General features: G+C 69.6%; 12 protein-coding genes. 4 read left to right on the top strand and 8 right to left on the bottom strand.

Going from position 1 to position 14,083, the window contains the following annotated elements; genetic code table 11:
- Positions 1 to 110: 110 nt before the first annotated feature.
- The 6 genes from JWN21_RS05075 to JWN21_RS05050 all read right to left on the bottom strand — a co-directional run bounded on the left by JWN21_RS05075 (position 111) and on the right by JWN21_RS05050 (position 6,530).
- Entirely contained in the window at positions 111 to 1,232 is a 1,122-nt protein-coding gene (locus tag JWN21_RS05075) for a CaiB/BaiF CoA-transferase family protein (RefSeq protein WP_299646900.1), read from the bottom strand.
- Positions 1,229 to 2,383 carry a CaiB/BaiF CoA-transferase family protein gene (locus tag JWN21_RS05070; protein ID WP_299646898.1) on the bottom strand — a complete coding sequence of 385 codons (1,155 nt, stop codon included), beginning with the start codon at positions 2,381 to 2,383 and terminating at the stop codon, positions 1,229 to 1,231. The genes JWN21_RS05075 and JWN21_RS05070 overlap by 4 nt, the downstream gene beginning before the upstream one ends.
- Before the next feature lie 79 nt (positions 2,384 to 2,462).
- A complete protein-coding gene (locus JWN21_RS05065; RefSeq protein ID WP_299646896.1) occupies positions 2,463 to 3,641 on the bottom strand; it encodes an acyl-CoA dehydrogenase in 1,179 nt (392 codons plus the stop codon).
- Positions 3,642 to 3,832: 191 nt separating this feature from the next.
- Positions 3,833 to 5,950, bottom strand: coding sequence for a TonB-dependent receptor (locus JWN21_RS05060; protein WP_299646894.1), 2,118 nt, complete (start codon positions 5,948 to 5,950; stop codon positions 3,833 to 3,835).
- Between the two features lie 125 nt (positions 5,951 to 6,075).
- Complete coding sequence (locus JWN21_RS05055) at positions 6,076 to 6,357, bottom strand: hypothetical protein (protein ID WP_299646892.1); 282 nt, start codon at positions 6,355 to 6,357, stop codon at positions 6,076 to 6,078.
- On the bottom strand, positions 6,354 to 6,530 hold the full coding sequence (locus tag JWN21_RS05050) for a hypothetical protein (RefSeq protein WP_299646890.1): 177 nt from the start codon (positions 6,528 to 6,530) through the stop codon (positions 6,354 to 6,356). Before JWN21_RS05050 ends, JWN21_RS05055 begins: the two co-directional genes overlap by 4 nt.
- A 169-nt stretch (positions 6,531 to 6,699) precedes the next feature.
- Between JWN21_RS05050 and JWN21_RS05045 the strand changes: the two genes are divergently transcribed.
- On the top strand, positions 6,700 to 7,239 hold the full coding sequence (locus JWN21_RS05045; protein ID WP_299646955.1) for a S24 family peptidase: 540 nt from the start codon (positions 6,700 to 6,702) through the stop codon (positions 7,237 to 7,239).
- 11 nt (positions 7,240 to 7,250) lie between these two features.
- Here the strand turns inward: JWN21_RS05045 and JWN21_RS05040 are convergent, their stop codons facing one another.
- Complete coding sequence (locus tag JWN21_RS05040; protein ID WP_299646888.1) at positions 7,251 to 7,418, bottom strand: hypothetical protein; 168 nt, start codon at positions 7,416 to 7,418, stop codon at positions 7,251 to 7,253.
- Between the two features lie 117 nt (positions 7,419 to 7,535).
- Here JWN21_RS05040 and JWN21_RS05035 point away from each other — a divergent pair, with 117 nt between their 5' ends.
- The 3 genes from JWN21_RS05035 (at position 7,536) to JWN21_RS05025 (ending at position 13,846) form a co-directional block, all read left to right on the top strand.
- Entirely contained in the window at positions 7,536 to 7,754 is a 219-nt protein-coding gene (locus JWN21_RS05035; RefSeq protein WP_299646886.1) for a hypothetical protein, read from the top strand.
- Positions 7,755 to 7,850: 96 nt separating this feature from the next.
- Positions 7,851 to 9,725 carry an autotransporter assembly complex family protein gene (locus tag JWN21_RS05030; RefSeq protein WP_299646953.1) on the top strand — a complete coding sequence of 625 codons (1,875 nt, stop codon included), beginning with the start codon at positions 7,851 to 7,853 and terminating at the stop codon, positions 9,723 to 9,725.
- Entirely contained in the window at positions 9,722 to 13,846 is a 4,125-nt protein-coding gene (locus tag JWN21_RS05025) for a translocation/assembly module TamB domain-containing protein (protein WP_367182913.1), read from the top strand. Before JWN21_RS05030 ends, JWN21_RS05025 begins: the two co-directional genes overlap by 4 nt.
- On the opposite strand, the gene JWN21_RS05020 is transcribed toward JWN21_RS05025, so the two are convergent.
- Positions 13,840 to 14,040, bottom strand: coding sequence for a hypothetical protein (locus tag JWN21_RS05020; protein ID WP_299646884.1), 201 nt, complete (start codon positions 14,038 to 14,040; stop codon positions 13,840 to 13,842). The genes JWN21_RS05025 and JWN21_RS05020 overlap by 7 nt on opposite strands.
- Positions 14,041 to 14,083 lie beyond the last annotated feature (43 nt).

Genomic DNA, 14,083 nt, shown 5'->3' with positions numbered 1-14,083 from the left:
ATCGCACGGTTGTGGTCTGCGGCCAACTGCACAACAGCCCCTCCCCGACGGAAGTCGGCGTCCAGTCGGCCGCGCCGCGGACCAGGCCCCGGCTTCCGCCGGGGAGGAGCTCAATGGCCGAGGGTCGCAATATCCTCTGGCGAGAAGCCGAGTTCCGCCAACACCGCCGCATCGTCGCGCTCACCCGCCATCGCAGGCGGCACCGTCCCGCTGACCGAGTAACGCGGCGCAGGGGCAGGCTGCGTCACGCCGCCGGCCTCGACGAAGGTCCCGCGCGCGCGGTTGTGGGGATCGGCGAGCGCCTCGTCGAAGTCCAGCACGGGCGCGAAGCAGACCTCATGTCCCGCGAACGCCGCGACCCATTGGTCGCGCGTCCGTTCACGAAAGCGGCACTCCAGCTCCACCTTGAGTGAACTCCAGGTGCGGGGGTCCATCTGGCGGTCCCATTCGGGCCCATCCAGCCCCATCACCGCACGCAATTCGGCATAGAATTGCGGCTCGATCGCACCCAGCGACACCCATTTGCCGTCCGCGCATTCGAACGTGTCGTAGAAATGCGCGCCGGTATCGAGCAGGTTCTGGCCCCGGTTGCCCGACCACCGGCCCATGCCGCGAAACCCCCAGATCATGCTCATCAGCAGCGCCGACCCGTCGGTCATCGCCGCATCGACCACCTGACCCTCGCCGGTGCGTTGCGCGTGGAGGAGGGCGGCGAGCATCCCGAACGCCAGCATCATCCCGCCACCGCCGAAATCCGCGACCATGTTGATCGGCGGCGTCGGCTTCTCGCCCGCGCGGCCGAAGGCGTGCAGCGCGCCCGAGATGGCGAGATAGTTGATGTCGTGCCCCGGCTCGTGCGCCATCGGTCCGGTCTGACCCCAGCCGGTCATGCGGCCATAGACCAACCGCGGATTGTCGGCGAGCAGCACGTCGGGACCGAGGCCGAGCCGCTCGGTGACGCCGGGACGGAACCCCTCGATCAGCCCGTCCGCCTCGCCCACGATGCGGCGCACCGCCGCCACCGCCTCAGGCTTCTTCAGGTCGAGCGCGATCGAGCGGCGCGACCGCAGCAGCGGATCCTGCGCGTCGATCGTCAGCCCGCCGCGCGTGCCGCGATCGATGCGGATCACGTCCGCGCCATGATCGGCCAGCATCATGCCGCAAAACGGGCCGGGGCCGATCCCGGCCAGCTCGACGACACGGATGCCGGTCAGCGGTGCGGCCGCGATCATCCTTCTCCCAGCATCGGCGCAGCCCGCCCGAGCGCCAGCTCCGCGTCCGAGAAGCGGATCGGCGTGCGCAGCCCCGGCAACGTCGAACCGTCCTCCCGTCGCACCTCGATCTGCATGCCGCGCGCGATCACCTGGGGATCGGCGAACGCCTGCTCCACCGTGTTGATCGGACCCACCGGCACGCCCGCCGCTTCCATCCGCGCCAGCAGATCGTCGCGCGCGAAGCTGCTGGTGGCGTTCTCGATCGCGGCGAACAGCGCCGGCTTGTGCTCGAGCCGGCCGGCATTGGTCGCCCATTCCGCGCGCGGCTCGATCCCGAGCACCGCCATCGTCCGCGCGTACTGCCCGTCATTGCCCGCCGCGAGGATGAACCAGCCATCCGCACAGGGGAAAACCGCGTAGGGGCTGACGTTCATGTGTGCGTTGCCGACGCGGCGGGGGGTCTCGCCCGACAGGAACCAGTTCATCGCCTGATTGGCGAGCACGCCCGTCATCACGTCCAGCAGCGCCATGTCGATAAGCTGGCCTCGCCCGGTCCGCTCGCGCTGCGCGAGCGCCGCCTGGATCGCGATCACCGAGTACAGGCCGGTAAAGATGTCCGCGAACGCGACACCCGATTTCTGCGGCGCGCCGTCCGGCTCGCCGGTCAGTTCCATGATGCCGCCCATGCCCTGAATGACGAAGTCGTAGCCGGGGCGATGCGCGTACGGCCCATCCTGCCCGAACCCGGTGATCGAGCAATAGACCAGCCGCGGGTTGATCGCGGCCAAGGCGGCGTAGTCCAGCCCGTATTTGGCAAGGCCGCCGACCTTGAAGTTCTCGATCAATACGTCGGCGTCCGCGACCAGATCGAATACGATCCGCTGACCCTCGGGGGTGCCAAAGTCCGCGACCACCGATCGCTTTCCCCGGTTGCAGGCATGGTAGTAGCCGGCGGTGCGCGTCCCGTCCGGCTCGTCGACGAAGGGGGGTCCCCAGGTGCGGGTGTCGTCGCCCTGCGGCGCCTCGACCTTGACGACGTCGGCGCCGAGGTCGGCCAGCACCTGCCCCGCCCACGGCCCTGCCAGGATGCGGGCAAGCTCTACGACCTTCAGGCCGGTGAGGGGAGCTCCCCTCCCGCTCGCGGGAGGGGTTGGGGGAGGGCCTGTCACCAAGCGCGTACCTTCACCGGCACTTGCCCAACCCTTCCCGCCAGCGGGAAGGGAGCCAAAAAGCCGGCTGCCCTGCGCATCAAAACGCCGCGATCCCCGTGATCGCGCGCCCGAGGATCAGCGCATGGACGTCGTGTGCGCCCTCGTAGGTGTTGACAGTCTCCAGGTTCATCAGATGCCGCATGACGTGGTACTCGCCCGAAATCCCATTACCGCCGTGCATGTCGCGGCTCATCCGCGCGATGTCCAAGGCCTTGCCGACGTTGTTGCGCTTGACGATCGAGACCATCTCCGGCGCGAAGCGGCCCTCGTCCATCAGCCGGCCCACGCGCAGGCTCGCCTGCAGCCCCAGCGCGATCTCCGTCTCCATGTCGGCGAGCTTCTTCTGGAACAGCTGCCGCCCGGCCAGCGGCGTGCCGAACTGGTTGCGGTCGAGGCCATATTGGCGCGCCGCATGGAAGCAGAACTCCGCCGCCCCCAGCGCCCCCCAGCTGATGCCGTAGCGCGCGCGGTTGAGGCAGCCGAACGGCCCCTTCAGCCCGCGGACGTTGGGCAGCAGTGCGTCGTCGCCGACCTGCACCTCGTCCATCATCACCATCCCGGTGATCGACGCGCGCAAGGACAGCTTGCCCTCGATCTTCGGCGCGGTCAGCCCGGTCATGCCCTTCTCGAGCACAAAGCCGCGGATCACGCCGTCTTCGGTCTTGGCCCAGATCACGAACACGTCGGCGATCGGCGAGTTGGAGATCCACGTCTTCGACCCGGAGATGCTGTATCCATTTGCCGTCTTCGTCGCGACCGTGCGCATCCCGCCGGGGTCGGAGCCCGCGTCCGGCTCGGTCAGCCCGAAACAGCCGATCCATTCGCCCGACGCCAGCTTGGGCAGATATCTGCGGCGCTGTTCCTCCGATCCGAAGGTATGGATCGGGTACATCACCAGGCTGGACTGGACGCTCATCATCGACCGGTAGCCGCTATCGATCCGCTCCACCTCGCGCGCGACCAGGCCGTAGGCCACGTAGGAGGCGCCGACGCCGCCATATTCCTCCGGGATGGTCGGCCCGAGCAGGCCAAGCTCGCCCATCTCGCGAAAGATCGCCGGGTCGCTGGTCTCGTGCTGGAACGCATCCACAATGCGCGGCGCGAGCCTGTCCTGCGCATAGGCACGCGCACTGTCGCGCACCATGCGCTCGTCGTCGCTCAGCTGCTCGTCGAGCAGGAACGGGTCCGCCCAGTCGAAAGGGCCCATGCCGGCCATCAGATACTCTCCTCGTTGCGACTGTCGCTAGGAGAGGGCGAGGGGGAATGTCTAGCGAATCCTCCCCCGGAGGGGAGGTGGCGCGCGGCTTTGGCCGCGTGACGGAGGGGGCTTCGTGGAGAGGTCGGCCCGCGCCACTGCACCCCCTCCGCCAGCCCTGCGGGCTGCCACCTCCCCCTCCGGGGGGAGGATCAAATACCCACCTTAAGCGTCACGCGTATATCCCTTCCCGCCAACGGCGCGAAATCCTTCAGGAAGCTCGCGTGGCGCCGTGCCGTCACGTCGAACAGATTGCTGCCGCTCACCAGCAGCGTCGTGCGGTTGTCCTTGCCGAACGGCTTCAGGCTCGCGGACAGATTGACGATCGTATAGCCGGGCGTGGTCGTCTCGAACGCTGCGGTTCGATCCTGGTCGAACACGCGCTCAACCTCGCCGCGCAGCGTAAACCGCTCACCTTGCGCCTCCAGACCCGCCAGCAGCCGCAGTGGCGGAATGCGCGGGACGGGACCGTTGCCGACCAGTCTCGCGTGGACATAGTCGCCGAGCACATCCGCGACGATCGTCGTGCCGCCGAGCGTGAACAGCCGTGCCGACAGCTCCGCCTCAATTCCGTAATAGCGCGCGTCGCCCTGCTGGTACTGGAAACACGGCAGGTCGACCTCGCGACCGGACGGTGCGGCGGCCGCCTCGCAGGCCGCCTGATCGACCTGGTTTTCGGAGATGTAATCGGAGAACCAGTTGTAATAGGCGGACGCATCGAAGTCGAGGATCGCGCCGTGCGCGTGCAGCGTCGCCTCGATCCCCCAGCTCCTTTCCAACCTGAAGTCGGGGGAACCCACCTCATATGCCTGCGTGCCGGCATGCGCGCCGTTCGCGAACAGCTCTTCGGCCGAAGGCGCGCGCGTCGTGCGCGAGCCGTTCAGGCCAATGCGGAAATCCGGCGCTACCTCGTACGACCCGCCGAGTGAGGCGGAGAACGCCTCGAACCGCCGGTTGCCGCGAAAGTATCGCAAGTCGTCGATCGAATTGCGCGCGGACAGGTCGGTGACTTCGTAGCGTGCGCCGCCCTCGGCCTTGAACCGGCCGAGGTCGAGCTGCTGGAGCGTAAAGATGCCGGTCTGCGTGGTCTCGCTGCGCGGCAGGAACGCCTCCTCGCCGTCGACGTCAAACTGCCGATTGAAGAACTGCACGCCCGTTGCCCCGCGCCACGCGCCATGCTCACGCTGGATCAGCTCGAGCCGCGCCTCGGTGCCCTTGCTGAAGAAGGCCGTGCCGACTGCGCCGTCGGGTTCCAGCTCGAAATGGCGATAGTTGGCGTGGCCGGCACGTACCCGGATGCGCTCAAGGAAGTCACCGCCGGTCTCGACATCTGCCCGAAGGTCGACACGGTCCTGTACGACGTCCAGCCGGGGTGCTTCCTGTGCCTGCCCGACCTGCGTCGCGAAGCGGATGGGGATGCCATACAGGCTGTCATAGTGGCTGTACGCGACGCCGAGCGTGCCGCGATCCGTGATCAGCGATGCGCCCGCGCCGGCAGTCCAGGTCTCGGCGGCGGTATTGGGCAGGCGATCGCGAATGGCGGCGTTAGTCGTGAAGTCGATCGGGCCCTCACCAGGCTCGATCTCCTGAGGCAAGCCGACCTGGCTCAGCGCGGCGGCGCGCGCGGCGGGCGAGAGCGCGAAACCGCCGATGCGCAGGTCGTCGGACTTCGAATAGCTGCCGTTGGCGTTGATTACGAACGGTCCGACCGCGACATCGGCCGACGCCGCGCCAGAGCGCTGGTCCGCCGCCGAGCCATAGGAACCGATCGCGTCGAGACGATAGCCGTTCGCCGGCCGCTCACGGGGGATGCGCTTGTCGAAGACGTTGACGACGCCGCCCACCGCCGACGAGCCGAACAGCAACGCCGACGGCCCGCGCAGCACCTCGATGCGGTCCGCCAGCAGCGGGTCGATGATGACGGCATGGTCGACCGAGGTGTTGGACACGTCGATCGAGCCGATCCCGTCGGTCAGTACCCGGATGCGCTCGCCCTGGAAGCCGCGCAGGATCGGGCGCGACGAGTTCGGCCCGAACGAGGTCGCCGACACGCCGGGCAACCGTTGCAGCGTCTCGCCGATCGTCGGCCGCAGGTCGCGCGTCAGCGCCTGGCCCTGCAGCACGGACGCGCCCTGCAGCACGTCGGACTCGCTGGTCCGCACCGGCGCGGTGACGATGATGTCACGCGGCGGGCCGGCCGGCTGATCCGTCTGAGCGGCGGCCGTCGAAGCGAGGAGCGGGGCAGTAAGAAGAACGGCGCATTTCAGCATCGGATGACTCGCACTGCGTTATAACGTTACGCCGCCTAGCCGCTGTGAGATAATGTCACAACGGATGTCAGTGCGGTTCGGCGGCTTCGCCGCCCACTTCATCCTTCCCGACGGAAAGATGAGCGTCATTCTTCGAGGATCAGCATCGTCAGCACGGCGCCTCCGATCGCGCTCTCCACGTCGCAGCTTGCCACGAAACAGCCGTGCAAGGGGAGCTCGGCCGCCGGCAAGTCCGCGAGCCAGGTCCAAGCATTGCCGCGAACGAACACCCGATGCTGCGCGCCCACGAACGTCGCGCTCGCCCACGCAGTGGTCGTCGAATGGCTAACCGCCACCGTGCAGCCGGCTTCAGCTGCGGATCGCCGTAGCGCGCGGAGCAACTGCCCGACGCGATCACGCGTACTCACGCGCCGGGTCCCGCGATGAAGCCGCGTACCCGCGCGGTCATCCGCGATCCCGGCTGCCGGCCATTTTTCAGGTCGCCCACCAGGCGCGGGTCGCGGACCGCCAAGCGACCGAATCTGGTCGCCGGCATCTGCGACCGGCGTAGAAAATCGTTGATCTCTGACAGCAGCTCCATGGGCCTTCCCCGACTCCAGATTACATCTGTCGTTCTAGTTCTGTTCTCAAATCCAACTTGTCTATGAAAAATCGTACGCTACGGTCTCGCCATGAGATCGGACGATCCCAGAACACGGCTCGAGGTGCTGGCAAAGGACGCGTCGACCAGCCTTGCAGCCTTGTCGCGCATGCTCGGGCGCGGGCCGGCCTATCTGCAGCAATGGGTCCGCTATGGCAGCCCGCGGGTACTGGCCGAGCGGGATCGACGGATGCTCGCGAACTTTTTCGGCGTCGCCGAGGAGGTTCTCGGGGGCGAGGCGGACGCCGCCGGGTGGCGTATTCCCCGGCTCGATGTGAGCGCGTCGGCGGGACCGGGTTCGGCAGTCGGCGACGAAGCGCTGCTCGGGCTGGACAGCATCTCCATCGAAACTGCCCGTGCGCTCGGCCTAAGCCGGGGGCAGGCCGCGGTCATCCGAGTCGCAGGCGACTCGATGGCGCCCGGCCTGCTGGACGGTGATCGCCTGCTCGTCGACCAGACGAGCCGCACGCCCGACACGCGCGGCGGCGTCTATGTCATCCGGTTGGACGGCATGCTGATGGTGAAACGAGTTCGTCGCTCGCGACTGCTTTTGGTGGCGTCCAGCGACAATCCATCCGCGCCGCCGTTACCCCATGCGCCGATCGAAGTGATCGGCCGCGCCGTGTGGCAGATGCGCCGACCCCTCTGACGGCGGCGGGCCTAGCGGCTCCCGCGCCACCAGATCAGCAGCGCGATGACGATGCCCGTCGCCGTGCCGCCCAGGAACCACAAGGTCGGCTGGCCCAGCATGAAACCGATCGCGGCACCGCCGATCGCACCGAGCGCGATGGGAAAGCCGCCGGCGGCGGGAGGGCGATGGGCAGGCATGAACGCTGCCCTGCCATGTCCGGCGGGCATATGCCACCTTGACCTAAATCAAGGCTCATCGATCGTTTACCCTTTCCGTTGCCGAAACGCTGTCACCCATCCGCTAGGTCTCCGCCAGTGGAAACAGACACTCTTCCCTACCTCGCCAGCACCCGCCCGCACGACGATGCGGGGCAGCTTATCGCCCGCTTCGGCGCCCATGCCGGCGACGAAGCCGCCTGTCGGGCGGAACGCAGCCGCCGGATCGGCAATCACCTGCATTTCTGCCGGTGGCGAGAGGTCGGCCGCCTGATCGCGACGCTTGGCGCCACGCGCACGACCGGCACCCTGCACTAAGGGTGTCATCGGCGCGAAAGCACCGCTAAACGCCTGAAAATGGTGTTCCGCATGGGGCCGCCCGCACAGGCGGCCGCCGCGTCCTTGCTCGTCCTGATGGCCTCGCCCACGCTTGCCCAGAGCACAGGCGCGCCCGATGCGCCGCTCGACCCGTCCGCGCCGCTGGCCGAGCTGCCCGGCATCGGCGTCGACTGGCCCGATCTGGTCGCCGAGGCCGCCACGCCCGCCGATGTTCAGACCAATGCAGATGCCGAGCGCCGCTATGCCTGGCGGCTGGAGGGGATCGACGGTGTCGCCAGCGCGGTGCTGCGGCAGCGCTTCGATGAGCTGTCCGCGCTCAACGCGAACGATGGCGACCCGGCCAACGCCGCGCAGCTGGACCGGCGCGCGCGCGAGGACGCGGCGCTACTCACCACGCTGCTGCGGGCCGAGGGCTATTACGACGCGCGCGTGCTGACCCGTATCGAGTCCGGCCCACGGCCGCTGGTGGTGCTGGAGGCGGCTGCGGGCGCGTTGTATCGCTTCACCGGGGTCACGCTGGCCGGCGTCGAGGCGGCGGGCGCGCGCGCGCCGGACTTGCGTCAGCAGTTTGGCGTGGCCGCCGCGGACCCCGTCAACGCCGACGCGATCGTTGCCGGCGAGGCCAGGCTGCGCGAGACGCTGGGGCGCGCGGGCTTTCCGTTCGCCACCGTCGGCGAGTCGGAGATCGTCGTCGATCGCGCCGCCGGCACGGCGACGCTGGCGATCGACGTCAGCCCCGGCGGTGCACGACGCTTCGGCCGCATCACCGCCAACCCGAACAACGGCGTGTTCGGGGCCGACCATATCGCCGAGATCGCGCGCTTCTCGCCCGGCCAGCCCTATGACGCCACCGCGATTGCCGACCTGCGGCGTGCGTTGATCCAGACCAGCCTGGTGTCGACCGTGGAGGTCACCCCCGTTCCCGGCGCAGACCAGGACACGGTCGATGTGGCCGTCCGCATGGAACCCGCACCACCGCGCACGATCGCGGGCGAACTGGGCTATGGCACCGGCGAGGGCGCGCGCGCGGAACTGAGCTGGACCCATCGTAACCTGTTCCCGCCAGAAGGCGCGCTGACCGTGCGCGGCGTTGCCGGCCTGCGCGAGCAGCTCGCCTCCGTCGTCTTCCGCCGCGCCAATTTCCGCGGGCGCGACCGCGTACTGACGCTTCAGGCAAGCGCCGCGCATCTGGAACGCGACGCCTTCGAGGCCGATACGGTGACGCTGGCGGGCAGCCTCGAGCGGCAGACCAACATCTTCTTCCAGAAGACCTGGACCTGGTCGCTGGGCGCGGAGCTGCTCGCGTCCGACGAGCGCGACGTCGAGCGCGCGACCGGGCTTGCGCGCCGCCGCACCTTTCTGATCGGCGCCCTGCCGACCAGTCTCAGCTATGACGGGTCGGACGACCTGCTCAACCCGACGCGCGGCTTCCGCCTCGGCGGGCGGCTCAGCCCGGAGCTGTCGCTGCAGGGGGCCGCGTTCGGCTATACCCGCATGCAGCTCGATGCGAGCGTCTACCGCCCGGTGGCGGGCGTGGTGCTGGCGGCGCGCACGCGGATCGGGTCGATCCTGGGCGCGCCGCGCGAGCAGATCGCGCCGTCGCGGCGCTTCTATGCCGGCGGCGGCGCGTCGGTGCGTGGCTATGGCTATCAGGATGTCGGCCCGCGCGACCTCAACAACGATCCGATCGGCGGGCGCAGCCTGACGGAGTTCTCGATCGAGGCCCGCGTGCCGGTATGGGGCCAGTTCGGCGTCGTGCCGTTCCTGGACGCGGGCAACATCTACACCAGCCCGCTGCCGAAATTCTCGGGCATGCGCTACGGCGCGGGGCTGGGTGTGCGCTACTATTCGAGCTTCGGTCCGATCCGCGTCGATGTCGGCACCCCGCTCAACCCGCAGCCCGGCGTGGCCCGGGTGGCGGTCTATGTCTCGCTGGGGCAGGCATTTTGAGCCGAGCGTTCCGCTGGCTGCTCGCTGCGTTGCTGATGCTCGGCGTGATCGTGGCGGCCGGCATGGTCGCGATCGACACCGGGCCGGGCCATCGCTGGCTCGCAAGGCGGCTCGCTACGCTGGAGACGAATAGCGGCCTGAAGTTCAGCGTCGGTCGGATCGACGGCTCGATCTATGGCGACGCACGGCTGAGCGACGTGCGCGTCTACGACCTCGACGGGCTGCTGTTCCATGCCGGCGAGGCGCGGCTCGGCTGGTCGCCGTTCGCCTGGGCGTCCAACCGGCTGGATATCGCCACGCTCGACATCGGCGAGGCGACGCTGCTCCGTCGCCCGCGCACGCGACCGTCAATCCCGCCGCGGCCGCTGCTGCCCGGCTTCGACATCCGGGTCGGGCGGCTGAACGTCGCGCGGCTGACGCTGGCCCGGCCCGTCTTGGGCACGGCGCGCGTCGCGGCGGTGCTGGGCCGGGCCGACGTGCGCGGCGGGCGCGCGATGATCGACCTCGACGCGGTGGTGGCGGGCAGCGACCGGCTGCGCGTCAAGCTGGACGCCGAGCCCGATCGCGATCGGTTCGACGTGGACGTCACCGCTCGGGGCGGCGCGGACGGCGCGCTCGCGGCACTGGTCGGTCGTGCCTTGCCGGTCTCGCTGGACATACGCGGCGACGGCAACTGGACGCGCTGGACCGGCACGGCGCAAGGTCGCCTCGGCCGCCAGCAGGTGGCCGACCTGCGTCTTGCCGCGACGGCCGGCCGCTATCGGCTCACCGGCCAGCTCGCGCCCGCGCCGTTCCTGCGCGGCAAGCTGCAACGCCTCACCAGCCCCCGCATCCTGATCGACGGCGAGGCGGGACTCGCGAACCGCCGTCTCGACGGCGCGGTGACGATGCGATCGCCGTCGATCGCCGCAACCGCGATCGGCGCGGTCGATCTCGCCGCCAACGCCTATCGCAACGTCCGCATCCGCGCGCAATTGCTGCAACCGCCTGCGCTGTTCGGCAACATGACCGCGCGCAACCTGCGCGGGCGGGTGACGCTGGACGGCGGCTTCTCGATGGCGCGCTTCGACTACCGGCTGGAGGCGGAGCGGTTCGCGTTCGACAACACCGGGTTCGAGGTGGCTGCCGCGACCGGCAAGGGACGCCTGGGCCGATCGCCCGTGACCGTGCCGCTGCGCTTCCAGGCCGCGCGCGTGACCGGGGTCGGCGATGTAGCGGGCGGCATCCTGCGCAATCTAGCGGTCGCAGGCGACCTGCGCGTTACCGCCCGCGAGGCACGGGGCGACAACCTGCGGCTCCAGTCCGACCAGTTGCAGGGCCGCGTCGGTCTGTTCGTCGACCTGCGCACCGGGCGTTTCGACGTCACGCTCAATGGCGGCCTCAACCGCTATCTGATCCCCGGCCTCGGGCTGGTGGATGTGCGCTCGACGCTGCAGGTCGTGCCCGGCCCCGGCGGCAGGAAGTCGCGCGTGGTCGGGCGCGGCACCGCGCAGGTGCTGCGGCTGGACAACGCCTTTTTCCGCAGTCTGACCGGCGGACTGCCGCGCGTCGAGACAGGTCTGGAGCGGGGATCCGACGGCATCCTCTACCTGCGCAACCTCATCCTCATGTCCCCGGCGCTGCGCCTGGCCGGCAACGGGTACCGCCGCCGCGACGGCAGCTTTCATATCGAAGCGTCCGGCCAGCAACGCAGCTATGGCCCTGTCACGCTGGTGCTGGACGGTCGCATCGAGCGGCCGACGCTCGACCTGCGCTTTGCCCGGCCGAATGCTGCCCTGGGGCTAAGCGACGTGCGCGCGCGGCTGGATCCAACGCCGCAGGGGTTCGCCTTCGGTGCGGCGGGGGGGTCGCGGCTCGGACCCTTCGTGGCGGGTGGCACCATCCTGCTGCCGCCGGGCGGGCAGGCGGCGGTCAACATCGCCGCACTCGACGTCAGCGGCACGCGCGCCTCGGGCATGCTGAACATCGTGCCCGGCGGCTTCGATGGCCGGCTGCGGGTCGTCGGGGGCGGTCTGACGGGCAGCGTCCAGCTGCGTCCAGTGGGCACATTGCAACAGGTGCAGCTCCAGCTCGCCGCAACCGATGCGCGGCTCGGCGATGTCGCGACGCTGCGACGCGGGCGGCTGGACCTGACGGCGCTGCTTGATCCCGCCGGCACGCGGCTGGAGGCGACCGTGAGCGGGGCCGGGCTCGCACGCGGCAACCTGCGCCTCGCGCGCTTTTCCGCCACGACGCGGCTCGTCGGCGGCGTCGGCGAGCTGCGCGCCGCCATCGCCGGCACCCGTGGCCGCGCGTTCGACATCCAGTCGCTGGTCCAGATCGCACCCGATCGCTACGCCGTGTCCGCGCAGGGCACGCTCGACCGCCGCCCGCTGCGCCTGCTCGAGCCGGCGGTGTTCGCGCGCGACGGGGCAGGGTGGCGGCTCTCGCCGACCCGGCTCAGCTTCGCGGGCGGCGAGGCGCGCGTCGGCGGGGCGTTCGGCGAGGGACGCAACGCGGTCCAGCTCGGGCTGACGCGCATGCCGCTGGCGCTGCTCGACATCGGCTATCCCGGGCTGGGGCTCGGCGGGACGGCGTCGGGTACGCTCGACTATGCGACTCAGGCCGGGTCGGCACCGACCGGTCGCCTCAACATGACCGTGCGCGGGCTGTCGCGTTCCGGACTCGTCCTCACTTCACAGCCGGTCGACGTCGGCATCGCCGGCGTGCTGTCGACCGACCGGCTTGGCCTGCGGGCGGTGGCGGCATCTGGTGGCAAGACGATCGGCCGGGGCCAGGCATTGATCGGTCCGCTCGCGGGCGGTGACCTCGTCACGAGGTTGCGGCAAGCGCCCCTGACCGCGCAGTTGCGCTATGCCGGTCCGGCCGACACGTTGTGGCGGCTGACGGGGGTGGAGCTGTTCGACGTGTCCGGCCCCGTGACGATCGGTGCGGACATCGGCGGCCGGCTGGCACAACCTCTCATCCGCGGGGCGGTGCGCGCGCAGAACGTTCGGGTCGAGAGCGCCACCACCGGCACCGTCGTGACGGGCGTCGAGGCGACCGGTCGCTTTGGCGGGTCGCGGCTGGTGATCGATCGTTTCACGGGCCAGGCGGGGCGCGGCGGCAGCGTCAGCGGCGCGGGCCAGTTCGACTTCGCGCCGGCCAGCGGCGTCGGCATCGGCATCGACCTGCGCGTCGACGCCAAGGCGGCGGTGATGATCGACCGCGACGACATCGGCGCCACCGTCACCGGTCCGCTCACCTTCCGCTCCGACGGCCGGGGCGGCACGATCGGCGGTGACGTGACGCTGGACCGCGCGCGCTATCGGCTGGGTCAGGCGACCGCTGCGTCGGCCGTGCCGCGCCTGCGCATTCGCGAGATCAACCTGCCCGATGGCGGCGAGGAGGAAGAGGTCCGTCGCACGCCCTGGAGCCTCGCGCTGCGCGCGCGCGCCGCCAACGGCCTGCTCGTCACCGGCCTGGGCTTGGACAGCGAATGGGGCGCGGACCTGCAGATCGGCGGCGAGCCGCGCAACCCGGCGATCACCGGCCGCGCGACGCTGGTGCGCGGCGAGTATGAGTTCGCCGGGAGGGACTTCCGGCTGGAACGCGGCATCATCCGTTTCACCGGCGACGTACCCGCGAACCCTGCACTGGACATCGTGGCGAACGCCGACAGCAACGGGCTGACCGCAGCGATCCGGGTGTCGGGCAACGCGCTCAAGCCCGAGATCGGCTTCACCAGCGTGCCCGCGCTGCCCGAGGACGAGCTGCTGTCGCGCCTGCTGTTCGGCACCTCGATCACGAACCTGTCCGCGCCCGAAGCACTACAGCTCGCCGCTGCGGTGGCGGCGCTGCAGGACGGTGGCAACGGCCTGAACCCGATCAACGCCGTTCGCCGCGCCGCCGGTCTCGACCGTCTGCGCATCCTGCCGGCCGATCCGCAGACCGGGCAGGGCACGTCGATTGCCGCAGGCAAATATGTGACGCGGCGGCTGTATGCGGAGATCGTCTCCGACGGGCAGGGCTATTCCGCCACCCGCGTCGAGTTCCAGGTCACCCGCTGGCTGTCGCTGCTGTCGAGCATCTCCACGCTGGGCCGGCAAAGCGCCAACGTGCGCGTATCGCGGGATTACTGAGCGGGGGAAGGCCAGACTTCGAGCTTGAGGCCGGGTATGTCGCGGAAGAGTTGCGCCACGAGTCCGGCTTGCAGTTCCATGATCGTCACGAGAGAGATGATTACCGGAGCCGACAATGCGGCGAGACGCTGCGTGATCGGGAGGTCGGCATCGCGAATGTGAATGATGACATCGGTATCGAGTAGATAACGCAATCAGATCAACCCGGCCGATCAGGTGCCTCGAAGGGCTCGCGTT

The sequence above is a fragment of the Sphingomonas bacterium genome, assembly GCF_028292945.1.
Taxonomy (GTDB): domain Bacteria; phylum Pseudomonadota; class Alphaproteobacteria; order Sphingomonadales; family Sphingomonadaceae; genus Sphingomonas.
This window is presented reverse-complemented; position numbering and strand designations above follow the sequence as displayed.